Source organism: Polaromonas sp. A23, assembly GCF_002001015.1.
GTDB lineage: Bacteria > Pseudomonadota > Gammaproteobacteria > Burkholderiales > Burkholderiaceae_C > Polaromonas.
Map to the genome: position 1 here is coordinate 100182 of NZ_MUNO01000018.1, position 18256 is coordinate 118437.

The 18256-nt window shown below is 59.5% G+C and carries 16 protein-coding genes; 13 read left to right on the forward strand and 3 right to left on the reverse strand.

The window, feature by feature from the left end; genetic code table 11:
• Positions 1-62 precede the first annotated feature (62 nt).
• From B0B52_RS09380 to B0B52_RS09425, 10 genes are all read left to right on the forward strand, one after another.
• Complete coding sequence (locus B0B52_RS09380) at positions 63-887, forward strand: putative hydro-lyase (protein WP_077593367.1); 825 nt, start codon at positions 63-65, stop codon at positions 885-887.
• 23 nt (positions 888-910) lie between these two features.
• Positions 911-1879 (forward strand): TRAP transporter substrate-binding protein, encoded by a 969-nt coding sequence (locus B0B52_RS09385; protein WP_077593368.1) that lies wholly within the window; start codon positions 911-913, stop codon positions 1877-1879.
• A 101-nt stretch (positions 1880-1980) separates the two neighbouring features.
• Positions 1981-2490: a TRAP transporter small permease gene (locus tag B0B52_RS09390; protein WP_139351881.1), complete on the forward strand. Its 510-nt coding sequence runs from the start codon at positions 1981-1983 to the stop codon at positions 2488-2490.
• Positions 2491-2510: 20 nt separating this feature from the next.
• Entirely contained in the window at positions 2511-3803 is a 1293-nt protein-coding gene (locus B0B52_RS09395) for a TRAP transporter large permease (RefSeq protein ID WP_077593370.1), read from the forward strand.
• 37 nt (positions 3804-3840) lie between these two features.
• Complete coding sequence (locus tag B0B52_RS09400; RefSeq protein WP_077593371.1) at positions 3841-4815, forward strand: TRAP transporter substrate-binding protein; 975 nt, start codon at positions 3841-3843, stop codon at positions 4813-4815.
• 62 nt (positions 4816-4877) lie between these two features.
• Positions 4878-5432 carry a hypothetical protein gene (locus B0B52_RS09405; RefSeq protein WP_077593372.1) on the forward strand — a complete coding sequence of 185 codons (555 nt, stop codon included), beginning with the start codon at positions 4878-4880 and terminating at the stop codon, positions 5430-5432.
• Between the two features lie 53 nt (positions 5433-5485).
• On the forward strand, positions 5486-6187 hold the full coding sequence (locus tag B0B52_RS09410) for a glutathione S-transferase family protein (RefSeq protein ID WP_077593373.1): 702 nt from the start codon (positions 5486-5488) through the stop codon (positions 6185-6187).
• 39 nt (positions 6188-6226) lie between these two features.
• Positions 6227-9859 (forward strand): hydantoinase B/oxoprolinase family protein, encoded by a 3633-nt coding sequence (locus B0B52_RS09415; protein ID WP_077593374.1) that lies wholly within the window; start codon positions 6227-6229, stop codon positions 9857-9859.
• A 9-nt stretch (positions 9860-9868) separates the two neighbouring features.
• Positions 9869-10231 (forward strand): hypothetical protein, encoded by a 363-nt coding sequence (locus B0B52_RS09420; protein WP_077593375.1) that lies wholly within the window; start codon positions 9869-9871, stop codon positions 10229-10231.
• On the forward strand, positions 10212-10757 hold the full coding sequence (locus tag B0B52_RS09425) for a DinB family protein (protein ID WP_077593566.1): 546 nt from the start codon (positions 10212-10214) through the stop codon (positions 10755-10757). The genes B0B52_RS09420 and B0B52_RS09425 overlap by 20 nt, the downstream gene beginning before the upstream one ends.
• 276 nt (positions 10758-11033) lie before the next feature.
• Here B0B52_RS09425 and B0B52_RS09430 read toward each other — a convergent pair whose 3' ends face one another.
• The 3 genes from B0B52_RS09430 to B0B52_RS09440 form a co-directional block, all read right to left on the reverse strand.
• Positions 11034-12731, reverse strand: a complete 1698-nt coding sequence (locus B0B52_RS09430; protein WP_077593376.1) for a PhoH family protein — start codon at positions 12729-12731, stop codon at positions 11034-11036.
• A gap of 166 nt (positions 12732-12897) precedes the next feature.
• A complete protein-coding gene (locus B0B52_RS09435) occupies positions 12898-13374 on the reverse strand; it encodes a peroxiredoxin (protein ID WP_077593377.1) in 477 nt (158 codons plus the stop codon).
• Positions 13375-13646: 272 nt separating this feature from the next.
• Complete coding sequence (locus tag B0B52_RS09440) at positions 13647-14048, reverse strand: Mth938-like domain-containing protein (protein WP_077593378.1); 402 nt, start codon at positions 14046-14048, stop codon at positions 13647-13649.
• Between the two features lie 151 nt (positions 14049-14199).
• Here B0B52_RS09440 and B0B52_RS09445 point away from each other — a divergent pair, with 151 nt between their 5' ends.
• The 3 genes from B0B52_RS09445 to thrC are packed head-to-tail and all read left to right on the forward strand — an operon-like array spanning position 14200 to position 18235.
• A complete protein-coding gene (locus B0B52_RS09445; protein ID WP_077593379.1) occupies positions 14200-15459 on the forward strand; it encodes a pyridoxal phosphate-dependent aminotransferase in 1260 nt (419 codons plus the stop codon).
• 11 nt (positions 15460-15470) lie between these two features.
• Positions 15471-16808: a homoserine dehydrogenase gene (locus B0B52_RS09450; RefSeq protein WP_077593380.1), complete on the forward strand. Its 1338-nt coding sequence runs from the start codon at positions 15471-15473 to the stop codon at positions 16806-16808.
• A complete protein-coding gene (thrC, locus tag B0B52_RS09455; protein ID WP_077593381.1) occupies positions 16808-18235 on the forward strand; it encodes a threonine synthase in 1428 nt (475 codons plus the stop codon). The genes B0B52_RS09450 and thrC overlap by 1 nt, the downstream gene beginning before the upstream one ends.
• The last annotated feature ends 21 nt before the right edge of the window (positions 18236-18256 follow it).

Genomic DNA, 18256 nt, shown 5'->3' on the forward strand with positions numbered 1-18256 from the left:
CTGACGCTTACACAATTCGCCCATCGTCATGAAAATGACATACGCAAACGGGGAATTTTCTGGTGAGCACTTTGACTGAATCAGCACTCTCGGTTTTTGGCGCAGGCGGCATCAACAATGCCGCGCACGTTCGCAGCGTCATCCGGCAGGGCAGCTGGACTTCGCAGACGAGCGGCCTGGCCAACGGCCACGTGCAGGGCAACGTGGTCATCCTTCCGGCAGCTGAAGCCGGCGATTTTCTGCGTTACTGTCAGCGCAACCCCAAACCCTGCCCGGTGCTCGCGGTTTCTGAGCCCGGCCAGGCAGAACTTCCTTCACTGGGTGCCGATATCGACATCTGTACTGATTTGCCGCGCTATCGTGTGTGGCGTCACGGCGAGCTGGTCGATGAGCCCACAGAAATCAGTGCGCTGTGGCGCAAAGACATGGTGACGTTTGTGCTCGGTTGCTCGTTCTCTTTTGAGCAGGCCTTGCAGGAGGCGGGTCTGCGCATCAAGCATATCGATCAGGGCAGGAACGTGCCGATGTATCGCACGAATACCGCCACCGAAGCGGCAGGCCCGTTTCATGGACCGATGGTTGTCACCATGCGGCCGTTCAAGGCGGCTGATGCGATTCGCGCCGTTCAAATCACCTCGCGCTTTCCTGATGTACATGGTGCGCCTGTGCACATCGGAGACCCTGCACAGATTGGAATTGCTGATTTGGCTCACCCCGATTACGGCGATGCCGTCGAGGTGTTGCCTGATGAAATTCCAGTTTTCTGGGCCTGTGGTGTCACGCCGCAGGCGGCCATCATGCAGGCCCGCCCCGAGTTCTGCATCACTCACGCGCCGGGCGCGATGCTGATCACCGATTTATTGAACCACCACCTGGCCACTCTTTGAGGCTACTTTTTTAACTGGAGATCATGATGAAAAAACTGCTTGTTTCCCTGGCTGCCATTGCCACTTTCGGCGCCTCCTGGGCTCAAACCAAATGGGACCTGCCAACCGGCTACGGTGCCAACAGCTTCCAGACCCAGAACGTGCAACAGTTCGCCAACGAAGTGGACCAACTCACTGGCGGAAAACTCAAGATCACCCTGCACGCGGGTGGGTCGCTGTACAAGGCCAACGAGATCAAACGCGCGGTGCAGACCGGTCAGGTGCAGGCTGCCGAGTTCATTCTTTCAGGCGCTGCGAATGAGAACCCGTTGTTTGGTGTGGACTCCATTCCCTTCCTGGCCACCAGTTACGGTGATGCGAAGCGCCTGTATGTGGCTGCCAAACCCGCGCAGGACAAGCTGCTGGCGTCTCAGGGTGTCAAGGTCCTGTTCACTGTGCCATGGCCCGGCCAGTCGCTGTATTCGCTCAAGCCCATCAGCACGCCGGCTGACTTTGCCGGTACCAAGATGCGTGCCTACAACCCGGCGACCACGCGTATCGCCCAACTTCTCAAGGCCCAACCAGTCACCATTCAGCTGGCCGAACTGGGTCAGGCGCTGGCTACCGGCGGTGTGCAGAACTTTCTGACGTCCAGTGCCAGCGGCGTGGAAAGCAAGCTGCATGAACAGGTCAAATACTTCTACCCTGTCAGCGCCTGGCTGCCGCGCAATGCAACAGTGGTGAGCCAGAAGGCGTTTGACGCGCTGGACAAGCCCACGCAGGACGCGCTGCTCAAGGCTGCTGCTGCTGCCGAACAGCGTGGCTGGGCGACCAGTGAGAAGCTGGATGGCGAATACATGAAAGAACTTGCCGCCAAGGGCATGACCATCAGCCCGCCTTCGGACAGTGTCAAGAAGGAGCTCGCCGCCATCGGTGAGACCATGACAGCTGAATGGCTCAAGACTGCTGGCGCCGAAGGCCAGGCTGTGATCGACGCTTACCGCAAGCAGTAAGCCTTTCCCTGCGGCGGGCGGGTCTGTGCAACGCAGACCCGTCGGCAGAAGGCCCGCCGCTTCTTCTTTTTCCTTTCTTTTGATCGATGCAGGAGCACGTGATGGGCAAACTCGTCCAGAATTTTTACAAACTGCTAATGGGCTTGTCCTGCATGGCCATGTTGGCGGCCTTCGGCACTGTCATGTTGGGTGTGCTGGCGCGCGAGGCGAACTGGGACATTCCCGGTCTCGACGCCTACGCCGGCTACGCCATTGCGGCGGCCCTGTTTCTTGCGCTGCCCGGCACGCTCAAACATGGCGACCACATCCGTGTGACCTTGTTGCTTGAACGCGTTTCCCCCAGGGTGCGCGGCATTCTTGAGTGGTGGTCTCTGGGTGCCGGACTGGCCCTGGCGGCTTATGTGGCCTGGTACGCAATACGGCTGGTCTGGGTGTCGTACAGCACGCACGACATCTCGCCGGCAGCAGACGCCTCACCCCTGTGGATTCCGCAGCTTGCCATGGCGCTGGGCTGTATCGGCTTTGCGTTGTCTTTTGTCCAGGCGCTGGTCGAGCGCTGGTACGGCGGCAGTTTTATTGCTGTCTCCACTGAAGCCGCCCACATCGAATAAGTCCCGGAAAGGAAAACAAAATGGATATCGTTATTGCCTTCGGGTTGATCGTGCTGCTCTTTGTGGCGCTGGGATCGGGTTTGTGGATAGGGTTGTCTTTGCTCGCCGTGGCCTTGCTGGGAATGGAGCTGCTGACCCAGCGCCCTGTGGGGGACAGCATGGTGCTGACCATCTGGGGCTCCACCTCCAGCTGGACACTGACAGCCCTGCCTCTTTTCCTGTGGATGGGTGAAATCCTTTTTCGCAGCAAGCTGTCTGACAGCATGTTCAAGGGGCTCGCACCCTGGCTGGACCGTTTGCCCGGCCGGCTGCTGCATATCAACGTCGTGGGCTGCACCATCTTCGCCGCTATTTCGGGTTCGTCTGCGGCCACTTGCGCCACCATCGGCAAGATCACCTTGCCCGAACTCAAGAAGCGTGGTTATCCCGACGACATTTCCATCGGGACTTTGGCCGGCGCAGGCACGCTGGGCCTCCTGATTCCGCCGTCCATCATCATGATCGTGTACGGCGTGGCCGCCAATGTGTCGATTGCCAAGCTGTTTCTTGCCGGTGTGATCCCTGGTCTGATGCTGGCCGCGCTGTTCATGGGATACATCATGGTCTGGGCCCTGTTCAACAAGGACAAGGTGCCAGCGGCTGACGCGGCCATGAGTTTTGGACAGAAAATTTACGCTTCGCGTCACCTGATTCCCGTGGTGTCGCTGATCGTGGTCGTACTTGGCGGTATTTACAGCGGCATTGCAACCGCTACGGAAGCCGCTGCACTGGGCGTTGCAGGCTCACTTGTGCTGGCTGCCATTGAAGGTTCGCTGAACTGGGACAAGTTCAAGGAAGGGCTGGTTGCCGCCTGCCGCATCTATTGCATGATCGGCCTGATCCTCGCCGGCGCGGCTTTCCTGACCCTGTCCATGGGTTTTATCGGCCTGCCGCGGCACCTGGCTGAATTCATAGGCGCATTGCACCTCTCGCCCTTCATGCTGATGCTGGGGCTGATCGGCTTCTTTATTGTCCTGGGTTGTTTTCTCGACGGCATATCGGTCGTCGTGCTGACCATTGCTGTCTTGCTGCCGACAGTGGAAGCGGCCGGGTTCGATCTGATCTGGTTCGGCATCTTCATCGTGTTGGTGGTCGAGATGGCTCAAATCACACCACCCGTTGGCTTCAATCTCTTCGTCATCCAGGGCCTGACAAGGCGTGAGGTGACCTGGATCGCACGAACGGCGCTGCCCTTGTTTTTTCTCATGATTCTCGCGGTACTGATTACCTACTTTTTTCCCGATGTGGTGCTGTGGCTGCCACGTCATATGTAGTTCAACAGCAAGTAGCCACTTCTTTTCAGGAGTTCCCATGAAAAAGCTTTTGATCTCCGCCTTGTGCGCGGTTTCGCTGGGTCACGCCTCCACCGTGATGGCCCAGACCACCTGGAAGCTGGCGACGGGCTATCGGGCCGAATCATTCCATACGCAGAACATCATGCAGTTCTCGCGTGAAATCGACCAGGCGACAGCTGGCCAGTTGCGGATACAGGTGCATCCCAACAATACGCTGGCCAAGCTGAGTGAGATCAGCCAGGCGGTGCAGCAGGGCAAGGCCGAGGCCGGCGAAACCATCATGACCAGCATGGTCAAGGACATCCCGCTCGCGGGTGCAGATTCCATCCCTTTCGTGGTGAGCTCCTACAAGGACGCCGAACGCTTGTGGAAACTGCAGCGCCCGGGCATAGAAAAACACTTTGCCCAGCGCGGCTTGAAATTGTTATATGCCGTGCCTTGGCCACCGCAGGGTCTGCACTCAGGCAAGCCGGTTCGTGGCCTGGCCGACTTCAAGGGCACGCAAATGCGCACCTACAACTCCACCACCTTGCGCATTGCCGAAATGCTTGGCGCAAAGCCAGTGGATGTCGCCATGGTGGATGTGGGCAAGGCGCTGGCTGAGGGGCGGATGGACAACATGATCACCTCAGCGCTGACCGGTGTTGAAAACAAGGTCTGGGGTCCTATCAAGTATTACTATGAAATCAATGCATGGTTCCCCAAGAATGTGGTGTTTGTGAACAGCAAGGCGTTCGAGTCCCTGAAGCCGGCAACTCGCAACCTGGTCATGAAAGCAGCGGCAGATGCCGAAACCCGCGGTTGGCAGGCCAGCCAGGCGCTCGCAGGAAGTGCCACCGAGGAGCTGCGCCAGAACGGCATCAAGATCGAACGTATCCCCGCGGACCTGGAGCAGGAGATCAAACGCATGGGCGAAAAATTCTCGCGTGAATGGGTACGATCAGTGGGCAACGAAGCCAATGACATCTTTGTGCCTTACTACATCCAGTAATAGATAACAGTAACAGGTAGATGCCGGGCTATCGTCTGGTTTCAACTCGGGAGACATACTGAATGCACACACCCGCCGATTCGATCGTTGCCTATTTGCGCGCAAAGGATGGCAACCGTCCGCACCTGATGGCTCAGGCTTTCACCGATGATGCGTCGCTGGCCATGCTCGTCAACACAGGAACCATTTCCTTCCCGCCCCTGTCCAGTGGGCGGGACGCGATTGCCGAGGTTCTGGTGCGGCGGTTTACCCAGACCTATGAAAATGTCTACACCCTGTGCCTGGCCTCTCCGCCGGCTGGGCAGGTGGCAACATTCACGTGTGACTGGCTGGTGGCAATGACGGAAAAGGCAAGCGGTGCAGTGCGTGTCGGGTGCGGCCGCTATGACTGGTGCTTTTCTCCGAGGTCCCATTTGGTTGAACGCCTGGCGATCACTATCGAGACCATGGAGTCGTTGCCGTCACGCGATCTTGATGCTGTCATGGGTTGGATGTCCAACTTGCCCTATCCGTGGTGTTCCGCCGAAGAGGCCTTGAATGCGGCGCCTGCCCTGGATGAACTGGGGAAGGTGCTTGAATATATCGATGCAGAAAGCGTTCGGACGCAGCTGGCGTAATCGACCCGACCGTCAGATTTTCTTTCTTCACAAAAAACTTCAGACCTTTGAATATGTTGACTCTGCAAGACAAAGCGCCGGATCGGAGCAGTAGCCGGCTCAAGCTTTACGACAGAAACACATCTGGTAATAGTTACAAGGTGCGTCTGATGTTGTCCTTTCTGGAGTTGTCTTGTGAGCTGATTCCGGTGCAGCTTGAAGAGGGGCGCAACAAGGTCGATACTGCCTACTTCGAATTGAATCCGCGTGGACAGGTGCCGACCCTGAAAGATGACGACGTGGTGCTTTGGGGTTCTACAGCCATCCTGATGTACCTGGCCAGCCACTACGACGATGCCCGGCAATGGCTGCCTGTCGAACCGGTCGCGCTGCCCCAAACCGGCCAATGGCTGGAGCTTGCGCAGAACGAAATTTCCACGGGCCTTTTTCTGGCACGGGCGGTGCAACGTTTTGGTTACGCTGGTGACCTGGCTGCTGCGCAGATAGCTGGCCGGAGGGCATTGGAGGTGCTTGAAGGGCGTCTGGGTCAGCGCGAATGGCTGGTTGGAGGCTGCGCTACTGTCGCTGACGTGGCTTGCTTCCCGTACGTGGCTCTCGCGGGTGAAGGGGGCTTCGTCCTAGCGGATTATCCGGGCGTTGGACGCTGGCTGGCCCGATTCAAAACCTTGGCACGGTTTGTTTCCATGCCTGGTATTGGTGAGGCCGCGCCAGCCAATTCAAACTACTTCCATCAAGCCACCTCTTTGAAAAGCTAAACGTGGCGCGAACACTATTTACAGAAAACTTTGAAATATATGCAAAAAAATAGCCCTACTCTTGATACCAAACGCTGGCAATTCTGGATCGACCGAGGCGGCACATTCACCGATATCGTGGCGAAGAAACCGGACGGCTCACTGGTGACGCACAAGTTGCTGTCGGAGAATCCCGAGCAGTACCGCGATGCAGCGGTTGCCGGCATACGCCACCTCCTGGGCCTGAAGAAGGGGGAACCCATTCGCGCCGATGTCGTGGAATGCGTGAAGATGGGTACGACGGTAGCCACCAACGCCTTGCTGGAACGCAAGGGTGAGCCAACCCTGCTGGTGACCACACGAGGCTTTCGCGATGCACTGCGCATTGCTTACCAGAATCGGCCGCGCCTGTTTGATCGCAATATTGTGTTGCCCGAATTGTTGTACAGCGCCGTCGTGGAAGCGCATGAACGTATCGGAGCCCAGGGTGAAATGCTCCAGGCGCTGGACGAAGCGCTGTTGAAACAGGAGCTGCTGGCACAGTACAAGCAAGGGTTGCGCAGTGTTGCGATAGTGTTCATGCACGGCTACCGCTATACCGACCACGAGAAAGCGGCAAGCCGCATTGCCCGCGAAGTTGGTTTCACGCAGATCAGCACGTCTCACGAAACCAGCCCGATGATGAAGTTCGTCAGCCGCGGTGATACCACCGTGGTTGATGCCTACCTGTCGCCCATCCTGCGCCGCTATGTCGAGCAGGTGGCCGGCGAGATGCCTGGCGTCAAGTTGTTCTTCATGCAGTCTTCGGGTGGTCTGACCGATGCACATGTGTTCCAGGGCAAGGATGCGATTTTGAGCGGTCCGGCGGGAGGCATTGTTGGCATGGCTCGCACGGCGGCGATTGCGGGGCATGCAAAAGTGATTGGCTTCGACATGGGCGGAACATCCACCGACGTGTCGCACTACGCCGGCGAGTTCGAGCGCGAGTTTGAAACCCAGGTCGCTGGCGTTCGCATGCGCGCACCCATGATGAGTATCCACACCGTTGCCGCAGGTGGCGGTTCGATCCTCAAGTTCGACGGTGAGCGTTTCCGCGTCGGGCCGCAAAGTGCCGGTGCCAACCCGGGGCCGGCCAGCTACCGCCGCGGCGGCAGGCTGGCCGTGACCGATGCCAACGTGATGGTGGGCAAGGTGCAGCCGCGTTACTTTCCAAAGGTGTTCGGCCCGAATGCCGATGAACCCCTGAGTTACGAGGCGGTGCAGGCGCAGTTCAACGAACTCGCCGGCCAGACCGGCCGCAGCGCCGAAGTGGTGGCCGAGGGCTTCATCAATATCGCTGTTCAGCAGATGGCCAATGCCATCAAGAAGATCTCCGTTGCCCGGGGTTATGACGTGACGCGCTACACCTTGCAGTGTTTCGGCGGCGCAGGGGGGCAACACGCCTGTCTGGTGGCCGACGCGCTGGGTATGACCAAGGTGTTTGTGCACCCGCTGGCCGGTGTGTTGAGTGCTTACGGCATGGGCCTGGCTGATCAGAATGTGATACGCGAGCAGGCTGTGGAGCTCAAGCTGACGGAAGCAGCTGTGCCAGAGATCGCCGCAACGCTGGAAGGCCTTGCCGCGACGGCGCAGGCCGAACTTCAGCGTCAGCAGGTGAGCAAGGGCGTCATTACCATGCACCGCCGCGTGCATGTTCGTTACGAAGGAAGTGATTCGGCCCTGGTGGTGTCTTTCGGCACACTGGACCAAATCGAGGGTGGTTTTGAAGCGGCCTACCGCCAGCGGTTTGCGTTCCTGATGCAGGGCAAAGGGCTGGTGGTTGAAGCTGTATCGGTCGAGGCTGTGGTCGCCGGGGATGCGCCAGCCGAGCCGCGCCATCACACCCATGAGCCCCGTGAAGTACCGCGCCGCGAAACCGTGCGCATGTATTCAGGTGGCCAGTGGCACGATGCGGCTTTGGTGGTGCGGGAAGACCTGCAGCCGGGCGACATTATTTCCGGCCCGGCCATCATCGCCGAGAAAAACGCCACCACGGTGGTCGAGCCGGGATGGGAAGCAGCGCTCACGGCGCTGGATCACCTGGTGCTGGACAGGCGTGCGGAGCGCGCCATCACGTTTGCGGCGGGCACGACGGTGGACCCGGTGCTGCTGGAAGTGTTCAACAACCTGTTCATGAACATCGCCGAGCAGATGGGCCTGCAGCTGCAGAACACCGCCTACTCGGTCAACATCAAGGAGCGGCTGGACTTCAGCTGTGCGCTGTTCGATACCGAAGGCAACCTGATTGCGAACGCGCCGCACATGCCGGTGCACCTGGGCTCCATGGGCGAAAGCATCAAGACCGTCATTCGCGAAAACGCCGGCAAGATGCAACCGGGCGACGTTTATGTGCTGAACGACCCCTACCATGGAGGTACGCACCTGCCCGACATCACGGTGATTACGCCGGTCTACCTGGGCGGCGCGGACTTGCCGACCTTTTATGTCGGCTCGCGCGGTCACCACGCTGACATCGGCGGCACCACGCCGGGCTCCATGCCACCGTTTTCGACACGCATCGAGGAAGAGGGTGTGCAGATCAACAATTTCAAGCTGGTCGAACGCGGTGTGCTGCGCGAAGCCGAGATGGTGGCCCTGCTCAAGAGCGGGCAGTACCCGAGCCGCAACCCGCAGCAGAACATGGCCGATTTGAAGGCGCAGATTGCCGCCAATGAAAAAGGCGTACAGGAGCTGCGCAAAATGGTGGACACCTTCAGCTTGGAGGTGGTGCTGGCCTACATGCGCCATGTGCAGGACAACGCCGAAGAGTCGGTGCGCCGCGTGATTACCAAGCTGAAAGACGGTGCCTTCACGCTGCCGCTGGACAATGGCGCGCAGATCCAGGTGGCCATCCGGGTAGACACGAAAAACCGCAGCGCGGAAATCGACTTCACCGGTACCTCACCCCAGCAGACCAATAACTTCAATGCTCCGACGGCGGTATGCATGGCGGCGGTGTTGTATGTGTTTCGTACCCTGGTGGACGACGACATTCCGCTCAACGCTGGCTGCCTGAAGCCGCTGAAGGTCATCATTCCCGCGGGTTCCATGCTGAACCCGAATCCCCCGGCATCCGTGGTGGCAGGCAACGTGGAAACCTCAACCTGCATTACCAATGCGCTGTATGGAGCGTTGGGCGTGATGGCCGCCAGCCAGTGCACCATGAACAACTTCACCTTCGGCAACGAACGGCACCAGTATTACGAAACCATCTCGGGTGGTTCCGGCGCCGGTGGCCAGATGGATGCGAATGGGAAAATCGCCAAGGGTTTTGACGGCACCTCGGTCGTGCAAACCCATATGACCAACTCGCGCCTGACAGACCCTGAAGTGCTGGAGTTTCGCTTTCCGGTGCGGCTGGAAAGCTATGAAATCCGCCAGGGTTCGGGCGGCGCGGGGCGTTGGGTGGGGGGCAACGGCGGTGTGCGCCGTGTGCGCTTTCTCGAACCCATGACGGCCAGCATTTTGTCAAATGGCCGCAAGCATGGCGCGTTTGGCATGGCGGGCGGTGAGCCGGGGCAAGTGGGCCGGAATGTCGTTGTCCGCTCCGGGGGACAGATCGAGGCCCTGGATCACATCGGCCAGGCTGAAATGATGCCTGGCGATGTGTTCGAGATCCACACGCCAGGCGGTGGCGGTTTCGGAAAGGCCTGAGGGGCAGTTATGGCCGCCCTGACGTCAACCGTGTTGTCATGGCTTTCCCGCGCGCGCGCGGGAAACCTGGCGGATGAGCATGAGACGGGCAGGGAGCTCGAGGCCATCCGCTTGGCCATGAGCCTGACGGTGTCGGCCTGCAGCGAGGCACATCGTTTGCGCGCGCTCTACCAGATGGGGCAGGCGCGCTCGGTCATGGCGCTGTGGTTATTGCGGGCTGATCTTTTTCATTACCTTGCGCAAGATATCGGGGAGTCGGAGGCGATGCGCCGGATCGACGGGCTGCTCCCCCTGTTTGCCAACACTGTGCCGGGCGCTGCAGCCTGCGGGAAAATTCCCGACAATGGCAGGCATGAACAACGCTTTCATTGACAACTATCGTTTTCTGGCCCGTTACAACCGGTGGATGAACCAACGCCTTTACAGTGCCTGCGGCGCACTGTCTGACGAAGAGCGCAAACGGGAACGCGGTGCATTCTTTGGCTCCATCCACCGTACGTTAAATCACCTGGTTGTTGCCGATCAGATCTGGCTGCGGCGTTTCGCTCAATGCGGCGCAGACCACGGCTTTGTATTTGATTGCCTGAATGCAGCTGTTCTGGACCTGGCGCCCGGCACCCAGCTGGACACGGTCGTCTTCGATAACTGGCAGGCCCTGCGCGACAAGCGAGAGCAACTGGATACGGCCATCGAGCAATGGGTTCAGGATATGCCCGAGGGTTACCCGCAGTTGATCATGCAATACAGCAACAGCAAAGGTGTCCAGCGTGCCCATCCGGCATGGCAAGCGATGACACATTTTTTCAACCATCAGACCCACCACCGCGCCCAAGCCGGTACCTTGCTGACGCAGGCGGGGGGCGACTTGGGCGTGACCGATTTGATAGCCTTGGTCTGATTACCAAGTCTTGCAATTGAACCGTTTTCGGTGTGTTTCTTCAAAAAATGAGGACGCAGCCCGACGAGGCGCTGCCTCGCCGGTTAACACACCCGATACCCGGTATTTTGCCTAGGGAAGCGCTGAATAAGTCTTGGCGGATGCGCGGCAGCCGGATCGGGATGGGATGCAAGGCGGATTTCGCAGCCAATAGCCAGCTATTGGCAAGAAATTCAACGCAGCAGACCGCCCGAGCCCGGCTGATCGCGCGCCGCAAGGGACTTGTTCAGCGTTTCCCTAAAGCACTTCACTCGCAAAATCCGCCAACCTCGACCGCTCGCCACGCGCCAGCGTGATGTGCCCGCCATGCGGCCAGCCCTTGAAGCGGTCCACCGCGAAGGTCATGCCGGACGAGCCCTCGGTGAGGTAGGGGGTGTCGATCTGTGCGAGGTTGCCCATGCAGATGATCTTCGTGCCGGGGCCGGCGCGGGTGATCAGTGTTTTCATCTGCTTGGGCGTCAAGTTTTGCGCTTCGTCGATGATCACGTACTTGTTCAGGAAGGTGCGTCCGCGCATGAAGTTCATGCTCTTGACTTTGATGCGTGAGCGGATCAGTTCATTGGTGGCCGCGCGACCCCATTCGCCGGAGCCGCTGTCGTTTTTTCCGAGCACTTCGAGGTTGTCGTCCAGCGCGCCCATCCACGGGCCCATTTTTTCCTCTTCGGTGCCGGGCAGGAAGCCGATGTCTTCACCCACGCTGACGGTGGCGCGGGTCATGATGATCTCGGTGTAGCGGCGGTCGTCCAGCACCTGGGTCAGGCCGCTGGCCAGGGCCATCAGCGTTTTGCCGGTGCCAGCGGTGCCGGCGAGGGTGACGAAGTCGACTTCCGGATCCATCAGCAGGTTCATTGCGAAGTTCTGTTCGCGGTTACGGGTGGTGATGCCCCACACGGCATTTTTCAGATGCGTGTAGTCCTTCAGTGTTTTCAGTACGGCGGTTTTGGCGCGGATTTCGGTGACCCGGGCATAGAGTGGTGGTTCGCCCGGCGCTTCAAAAAACACGAACTGGTTGATCAGCAGGCTGCCGACGATGGGGCCTGTGATGCGGTAGAAGGTGTGGCTGCCTTGCTGCCAGCTTTCGAGTGTCTTGCTCTGGCGTGTCCAGAAGTCTGCCGGCAGGGCCAGCGAGCCGGCGTACAGCATGTCGCCGTCTTCCAGTGTCTTGTCGTTCTGGTAGTCGTCAGTCGCCAGGCCCAGCGCGCGCGCCTTGACGCGCATGTTGATGTCTTTGGAGACCAGCACTACTTCACGCGGTGCGTATTCCTTGCGCAGGGCTTCCACCACGCCGAGGATCTGGTTGTCGGCCTTGCCCTGCGGCAGGCTCATGGGCAGGGAATAGTCCAGCGGTTTGGTCTGGAAGAAGAGGCAGCCGCCTGCTTCTCGGTGGCCGGTGGTGTCGAGCTTGAGGCCTTTGGCAATGTCTGCGCCGTTGGTGCCTGCAAGCGCGTCGAGCGTGCGGCTGGTCTGGCGGGCGTTGCGCGCCACTTCTGTCATGCCTTTTTTGTGGCCGTCGAGCTCTTCCAGCACGATCATGGGCAGGAAGATGTCATGCTCCTCGAAGCGGAACAGGCACATGGGGTCGTGCATCAGCACATTGGTATCCAGCACAAACAGCTTGGTGGGGCCGGTGTGCTTGGGTTTTTTCACCTTCGCGACTGGTTCCGGCCTGGACGGCGCGGGAGCGGCCTGTTTATGGTAATCCCTGGCGCCGGTTGTGCCTGTACGCGCCTGCTCTTTGGGCTGGTAAGCGGCGGGGTGGTGCTCGGCCTCGCCTCCAGCCGAGCGGTTGTCAAACAGTTCCAGCGCCGCCGGCTGGTGGGCAGGCCCGGCCTGATCCGTTTTTCGTGTGGCTTTTGAATGCGAGCGGGCCGGCGCGTCGAGGGCGTCGGCAGAAAGCAAAGCGGCACGTTTTGTCGGGGCGGGTGGCAAGGGCATAGTGCTTTAGGCTCACAAAGTAAGGGTTCAAAAAGCGAAAAAGCCGCCTGGAGGCCAGGGCGGCTTTTTCGGTGGGCGCAGTCGCTAAGGTCAACAGCATGAAGTCATTATGCACGACTCTTGTGACATGGCTGGAGGCCTTTGACGATGGCGTGCAAAGGGTCTTTCAGGCCGTTTTTTTCAGCGCCTTGACGGCCTTGAGAACGTCATCTACATGGCCTGGAACCTTCAGGCCGCGCCACTCTTCCTTAAGCGTGCCGTCGGCACCCACGAGGAAGGTGCTGCGCTCGATGCCTTTGACCTTTTTGCCGTACATGATCTTGTTTTTGACCACGCCGAACATGTGGCACATTTTTTCTTCGGTGTCGGCAATCAGCTCGAAAGGCAGTTCCAGCTTGGCTTTGAACTCATCGTGCGACTTCATGTTGTCGCGCGAAACGCCAAATACGGTGGCGCCGGCCTTGACGAAATCCTTGTAGCGGTCACGGAACTGCATGGCTTCGGTGGTGCAGCCGGGGGTGTTGTCTTTGGGGTAAAAATACAGGACCACGACGTGGCCGAGGTGGGTTTGGTTGGAAACCTTGACGCCGCTCGTGGCGTTGGCTTCGAATTCGGGGAGTGGTTTATTGACGACGACTGCCATACTGCTTGGACCCTGACGAAAGTAGTTGTAATTAGCCGTTGGCTTTAGGCAGCAACATTTGGGCCAAAACCCCGATGCCGCGCCTGATGCAACCCTAGATTTTACCCTGAAAGTACCCGCGATGCTGAGGGTGTGGGTGCACGCAACTGCCAAGGCGTGCCATGTGTCTGGTTTCAAGGTGTTTCCAGACCCGCCAGAACGTGAGCATCTTCAAGCGTTTGGGGCCTGTGTTGGGGCCTTCCGCCAGGTATTGCGCAAAACCGGGGCCTGATTCACTCCGCATCAGCGGGTGGAGGCTCGATCAACAGGGCTGCAATGACGTTTCGGCCTTCGCCCGCCAGGATGTTGTAGGTCCGGCAGGCGGCCAGCGTGTCCATGGTTTCGATGCCTATGCGTGCCTGCATCAGGCTGCGCAGGAAGGCCGGTGGCGGAAACCGCAGACGGCTGCCGCTGCCAAAAATCACAAGCTCCGGGCGGGTTTCGGCCAGCTGTTCAAAGTGCGCAGCGGTCAGGTCTTCGAAGTGTGTGCAAATCCAGGCGAATTTTTCGCCGCGGGAACCGATGACGAAGCTGTGTTCTATCTTTTCGGCGACCCCCTGGCTGGCGACGCCGATCCAGCCCGGACCGTAGCCGAGGATGGATTGAACGTCGAGGTGGTCGGGTTGTAGTTTCATGCGGGGTCCAGTGGGGCGGTCGAGGGGCCGCCTGCCAGCGAAACCGCGGTTTTATGTGGTCAAATTATAGATTCCGCTCCATTTTTCCATTGATCCGTACGCCCATTGGGCTTTTGCGGGCTTCGCGTGAACTGAAGAACGACTACAGACCATGAAACCGATCACCAAATCCGCCAAACTGGCCAATGTGCTTTACGACATCCGCGGCCCGATCATGGATGCCGCCAAGCAGATGGAGGAAGAGGGCCAAAAGCTCATCAAGCTCAATCTGGGCAATCTGGCGGTGTTCGGTTTTGACGCGCCGGAAGAAGTGCAGCAGGACATGATCCGCAACCTGCCTGCCTCGGCCGGCTATTCGGACAGCAAGGGCATTTTTGCGGCGCGCAAGGCGGTCATGCATGAAACCCAGAAGCAGGGCATCAAGGGCGTGACGCTGGACGATATTTATCTCGGTAACGGCGCGAGCGAACTGATCTCCATGGCCACCAATGCGTTGCTGGACAACGGTGACGAGCTGCTTCTGCCTTCCCCGGACTACCCGTTGTGGACGGCTTCAACCAGCCTGTCGGGCGGCACGCCCGTGCATTACCTGTGCGACGAGGACAACGGCTGGATGCCCAGCCTGGCCGATATTCGCGCCAAGATCACTCCCAAAACCAAGGGCATTGTGGTCATCAACCCGAACAACCCGACCGGGGCCCTGTACTCCGACGACCTTCTCAAGGGCATCGTCGCGATTGCGCGCGAGCACGGCCTGGTGATCCTGGCCGACGAGGTGTACGACAAGGTGCTGTACGACGGTGTCAAACACACGGCCATTGCCAGCTTGTCTACCGACGTTCTGACGCTGACCTTCAACTCGCTTTCCAAAAGCTACCGCTCCTGCGGCTACCGCGCAGGCTGGATGGTGGTGTCCGGTCCGAAGAAGGAAGCACAGGACTACATCGAGGGCCTGAACATGCTGGCCAACATGAAATTGTGTTCCAACGTGCCGGGCCAGTGGGCCATTCAGACGGCGTTGGGCGGCTACCAGAGCATCAACGACCTGACCTGCGAAGGCGGCCGCCTGCGGCGCCAGCGCGACCTGGCGTATGAGCTGATTACCGCGATTCCCGGTGTGAGCTGCGTCAAGCCGAGTGCGGCGCTCTACATGTTCCCCCGGCTGGACCCCAAGGTCTACCCGATCACCGACGACCGCCTGTTTTTCCTGGAGCTGCTCAAGGAAACCAAGGTGATGCTGGTGCAGGGAACCGGCTTCAACTGGGCGGCGCCGGACCATTTCCGCATTGTTTTCCTGCCGCATGAGGAAGACCTGCGGGAGGCGATCAACCGCATCGCCAAATTCCTTGAAAGCCGCAGAAAGAGCGGCAAAACGGCCAGCGTCCCATCGGCCGAACTGCTTCTGAAATAAACCAAAAAAACATGACATCGACGAATTTAAAACCGATCAAGGTAGGCCTTCTGGGCGTTGGAACTGTAGGTAGCGGCACATTCAGAGTGCTTGAGCGCAATCAGGAAGAAATTCGCCGCCGCGCCGGGCGCAGCATTGAGATCTCGATGGTGGCAGCACGCAATGTGGAGCGTGCCCGCAGCATCGTCGGGGGAGGTGTGACTGTTGTTGGCGATCCTTTCGAGGTGGTGAACCATCCGGATATCGAGATCGTGGTCGAGGTCATGGGCGGCACCACGCTGGCCAAAGACCTGGTCATGCAGGCGATTGCAAATGGCAAGCATGTCGTCACAGCCAACAAGGCCTTGCTGGCCATCCACGGCAATGAGGTTTTTGCGGCGGCGCAGGCCCAGGGCGTGATGGTGGCCTTCGAAGGTGCGGTGGCCGTCAGTATTCCCATCATCAAGGCTTTGCGCGAAGGCCTTTCGGCCAACAGAATCGAGTGGGTCGCTGGAATCATCAATGGCACCACCAATTTCATTCTGAGCGAAATGCGCGACAAGGGCCTGGACTTCGGCGTGGTGCTCAAGGAAGCGCAGCGGCTTGGTTATGCCGAGGCCGACCCGACCTTCGACATTGAGGGCGTGGATGCAGCCCACAAGGCGACCATCCTGTCGGCCATCGCGTTTGGTATTCCTGTTCAATTCGACAAGGCCTATGTGGAAGGAATCGTGCATCTGGCCGCTGCCGACATCAGCTATGCCTACCAGCTCGGCTACCGCATCAAGCTCCTGGGTATCACCAAGCGCACACAGCATGGCATCGAGCTGCGAGTGCATCCAACGCTGATCCCGGTCAAACGCCTGTTGGCCAATGTGGAAGGTTCCATGAACGGCATCATGGTCAAGAGCGACGCGGCCGGCATCACCATGTATTACGGCGCAGGGGCCGGGTCTGAACAAACGGCTTCAGCTGTCATTGCAGACCTTGTTGATGTAACGCGCCTGCACACCGCAGATGCCGCCCAGCGGGTGCCGCACCTGGCTTTCCAGCCCGACTCGATGAGCGATACGCCGGTGCTGTCCATGGGCGAAGTGGTCACCAGTTATTACCTGCGCCTGAACGTGGCTGACAAGGCCGGCGTGCTGGCGAGCGTGACCGGCATCCTCGCCGGTGCCGGCATCAGCATCGACGCCATGCTGCAGCGCGAGGCCGATGAAGTGGGCGGTGAAGGCGCCACACAAACCGACCTGATCATCCTGACGCACGATTGCGTGGAAGCAAAGATGAACGACGCCCTGGCCCAGATGCAGGCGCTGCCCACCGTACTCTCGCCGATCACGCGTATCCGCAAGGAAGAGCTGGCCTGATGAAGTATCTATCGACCCGCGGCCATGCTGACCGCAAGCGCTTCTGCGAAATCCTGCTCGAAGGCCTGGCGCCCGATGGCGGGCTCTATTTGCCTGAGACCTATCCGCAGGTCAATGCGGCCCTGCTCGACACCTGGCGCGCCGTTTATCGCGACTCGGGTTACGCCGCGCTGGCTTTTGAGGTTCTGTCGCTCTACATCGATGACATTCCGGCTGCTGACCTGAAAGCCATTTGCAGCAAGACCTACACCGAAGAAGTTTTCGGCACGCCGGAGATTGTTCCGCTGCGCAAGCTGGAGGACGGCCTTTACCTCGAAGCCTTGTCCAACGGGCCGACCTTGGCCTTCAAGGACATGGCCATGCAGCTGCTGGGCAACCTGTTCGAATATGAACTGGCGCGCCGCGGCGAAGAGCTCAACATCCTCGGCGCCACCAGCGGCGACACCGGCAGCGCGGCCGAGTACGCGATGCGCGGCAAGAAGGGCGTGCGCGTTTTCATGACTTCGCCGCAAGGCCGCATGAGCCCCTTCCAGCAGGCGCAGATGTTCAGCCTGCAGGACGCCAACATCCACAACATTGCCATCGAAGGCGTGTTCGACGACTGCCAGGACATCGTCAAGGCCGTGTCCAACGACCTGGCTTTCAAGCGCAAGTACAAGATTGGCACCGTCAACTCGATCAACTGGGCCAGGTTGTTGGCGCAGGTGGTTTATTACTTCGCCGGCTATTTCCAGGCGACCACGGCAAGTGGCCAGCGCGTGAGCTTCACCGTGCCCTCGGGCAACTTCGGCAACGTCTGTGCCGGTCACGTGGCCCGCATGATGGGCTTGCCGATTGCGCAGCTGGTGGTGGCCACCAACGAGAACGATGTGCTCGACGAGTTCTTCCGCACCGGCGTGTACCGCGTGCGTGCCAGTGCTGACACGCATGAAACCTCCAGCCCGTCCATGGACATCTCCAAGGCCTCGAACTTCGAGCGTTTTGTGTTCGACCTGCTGGGTCGCGACGCCACACGCCTGGCCGACCTGTTCGGTGCGCAGTTGTCCAAGCAGGGCCGCTTTGACCTGAGCGGCGATGCCACCTTCCAGTCGGCCGCGCAGCACTACGGTTTCACCAGCGGCAAAAGCACCCACGCCGACAGGCTGCAGACGATTCGCGACACCTTTATGCGCTTCGGCACCATGATCGACACGCACACGGCCGACGGCCTGAAAGTGGCGAGGCAGAACCTGCAGGCCGGCGTGCCCATGATCGTGCTGGAAACCGCCTTGCCGATCAAGTTTGCCGAGACCATTGAAGAGGCGCTGGGCCAGCTGCCACCGCGGCCGGCAAAGTTTGAAGGCATCGAAGCACTGCCCAAGCGCGTGCAGCGCATGCCGGCTGATGTGGCTCAGGTGAAAGCCTACATCGCTGCGCATACAAGCTGAATCGGCCTCCAGCCCTTTAGA

What these genes read in the sequence shown, in the direction of transcription:
- B0B52_RS09450 (WP_077593380.1), top strand. Translation starts at nt 15,471, where the DNA reads ATGACATCGACGAATTTAAAACCGATCAAGGTAGGCCTTCTGGGCGTT.
- B0B52_RS09395 (WP_077593370.1), top strand. Translation starts at nt 2,511, where the DNA reads ATGGATATCGTTATTGCCTTCGGGTTGATCGTGCTGCTCTTTGTGGCG.
- B0B52_RS09405 (WP_077593372.1), top strand. Translation starts at nt 4,878, where the DNA reads ATGCACACACCCGCCGATTCGATCGTTGCCTATTTGCGCGCAAAGGAT.
- B0B52_RS09390 (WP_139351881.1), top strand. Translation starts at nt 1,981, where the DNA reads ATGGGCAAACTCGTCCAGAATTTTTACAAACTGCTAATGGGCTTGTCC.
- B0B52_RS09415 (WP_077593374.1), top strand. Translation starts at nt 6,227, where the DNA reads ATGCAAAAAAATAGCCCTACTCTTGATACCAAACGCTGGCAATTCTGG.
- thrC (WP_077593381.1), top strand. Translation starts at nt 16,808, where the DNA reads ATGAAGTATCTATCGACCCGCGGCCATGCTGACCGCAAGCGCTTCTGC.
- B0B52_RS09400 (WP_077593371.1), top strand. Translation starts at nt 3,841, where the DNA reads ATGAAAAAGCTTTTGATCTCCGCCTTGTGCGCGGTTTCGCTGGGTCAC.
- B0B52_RS09425 (WP_077593566.1), top strand. Translation starts at nt 10,212, where the DNA reads ATGAACAACGCTTTCATTGACAACTATCGTTTTCTGGCCCGTTACAAC.
- B0B52_RS09445 (WP_077593379.1), top strand. Translation starts at nt 14,200, where the DNA reads ATGAAACCGATCACCAAATCCGCCAAACTGGCCAATGTGCTTTACGAC.
- B0B52_RS09430 (WP_077593376.1), bottom strand. Translation starts at nt 12,731, where the DNA reads ATGCCCTTGCCACCCGCCCCGACAAAACGTGCCGCTTTGCTTTCTGCC.
- B0B52_RS09385 (WP_077593368.1), top strand. Translation starts at nt 911, where the DNA reads ATGATGAAAAAACTGCTTGTTTCCCTGGCTGCCATTGCCACTTTCGGC.
- B0B52_RS09435 (WP_077593377.1), bottom strand. Translation starts at nt 13,374, where the DNA reads ATGGCAGTCGTCGTCAATAAACCACTCCCCGAATTCGAAGCCAACGCC.
- B0B52_RS09410 (WP_077593373.1), top strand. Translation starts at nt 5,486, where the DNA reads ATGTTGACTCTGCAAGACAAAGCGCCGGATCGGAGCAGTAGCCGGCTC.
- B0B52_RS09420 (WP_077593375.1), top strand. Translation starts at nt 9,869, where the DNA reads ATGGCCGCCCTGACGTCAACCGTGTTGTCATGGCTTTCCCGCGCGCGC.
- B0B52_RS09440 (WP_077593378.1), bottom strand. Translation starts at nt 14,048, where the DNA reads ATGAAACTACAACCCGACCACCTCGACGTTCAATCCATCCTCGGCTAC.